A 1,631-nucleotide genomic window follows, 5' to 3' on the forward strand; every position below is an offset into this window, starting at 1 on the left:
AAATTAACCAAACAAGATAAAATTCATATTTTTAAAGAATGGACTTTAGAAGAGAAACGCGGAACCTATTTAGGTAAAAAATATGGAGTAAGAAAAGAAATTATAAACTATTTGGTAAAACTGATTAAAATTCATGGCTTTTCCATTCTTGATAAGCCTCATACTTATTACTCCAAGGAATATAAAGAACGTGCAATCAAAAGAGTTCTTTTCGGAGACGAAGCAATTGCTGCAGTAGCTCTTGATCTTGGCTTGTCCAGTATAGGTATGCTAAGCAATTGGATTCGCTCCTACAAAGAAAATGGGTATAATGTCGTTATCAAGAAGAAAGGACGACATACTCTTGAAGAAAAGAACAAACAAAGAGCTAGAGAAGCTGAAACGAGAAAACCAACCAGAACAGAAATAGCACAGGCTGTTGCGGAATTAAGGCAGGAACTCGGGTTGGGCGTAAAAACGATTCTTGCAGTTATTAATGATCCAGAAAATGATCTTCCGCATTTGTCGCGGAGTAATTACTGTGACATGCTTCAACGTGAAGATCAAGATGAAATTAAGCGCCATAAGATGATTAAGCGAATCAAAGAAATCCATGCTGAGCTCAAAGGCAGATACGCTGCACCCGGATACCGGGTGGTTGCCGACCGTTTGCACAATAAAGGCTTTAAGGCTAACCGCAAGACAGTTTACCGTCTGATGAGCAAGCTGAACTTAATTGGCCATCATGAGACGCAGAAAACGTTATGACAGCTATGAGGGAGAGATTGAGGGCAGAATCAAGCCAGATCTGATTAAGCGCAAGTTCTTTGCCGTCAGGCCAAATATGAAGTGGTACGCGGATGTTACCGAGTTCAATTTAAGAGGACAGAAGCTTTATCTTTCGCCAATTATCGATGGCTGTGCTAGAGATATAGTTGCCTACAATATTTCTCGTCATCCTAGCCTCAAACAAGTAATGACAATGCTTAATGATGCTTTTACTGCTCATCCTGCGCTCAATGGTTTAATCTTTCATTCTGATCGTGGCTGGTAATATCAAAACCGAGCTTACCAGCAGGAATTAGCCATTCATGGAATAGAACAAAGCATGTCTAGAAAGGGCTGCTCTCCTGATGATGGGCTGATGGAAGGCTTCTTTGGCATTCTCAAACGCGAAATGTTCTACGGCAAAGAAACAAATTATGCCAATCTTGATGAATTAGAGCAAGCTATCAAAGACCATATCCGCTTCTACAATACTGAAAGAACTAAGATAAAACTAAAAGGACTGACTCCGGAACAATTCCGGAATCAATCCTTAGTTGCATAATATCAATAAAGTGTCCAATTTTGCTGGGTCACTACAGACCAAGCTTTTTTGCTAATAACAACAAACTACATATTCCAGTGATTATCAATATTGTTGCGAACATATTCATCAAGGTATTTTGCTGATTCCGCATCACTATTCTTGATAAGCTTTTTAACTTCTTTTGAATTCAACTTATTAGTAATATAGTATTTCAAAGACTTGTTAACTAATCTGTTCCAATCAATTTCAGTAGTGTCGATATATTTTGCAACTAAATTTTCAATATCTTTGTCTAATTCGATCTTTTTTCGTGCCATAATTTCACCTTTATTTCTTTCCT

The 1,631-nt window shown here is 37.9% G+C and carries 1 protein-coding gene and 1 pseudogene; one reads left to right on the forward strand and one right to left on the reverse strand.

Features of this window, described 5'->3' with window-relative positions; genetic code table 11:
- Nucleotides 1-1,309, forward strand: a pseudogene (locus tag HMPREF0493_RS08525) (IS3 family transposase); the annotation flags it as partial.
- A 65-nt stretch (nt 1,310-1,374) separates the two neighbouring features.
- Here the strand turns inward: HMPREF0493_RS08525 and HMPREF0493_RS07930 are convergent.
- On the reverse strand, nt 1,375-1,631 hold a 257-nt coding region (locus HMPREF0493_RS07930; RefSeq protein ID WP_006352824.1), incomplete at its 5' end, for a hypothetical protein.

The sequence above is a fragment of the Lactobacillus amylolyticus DSM 11664 genome, assembly GCF_000178475.1.
In the GTDB taxonomy this organism is placed as follows: Bacteria; Bacillota; Bacilli; order Lactobacillales; family Lactobacillaceae; genus Lactobacillus; species Lactobacillus amylolyticus.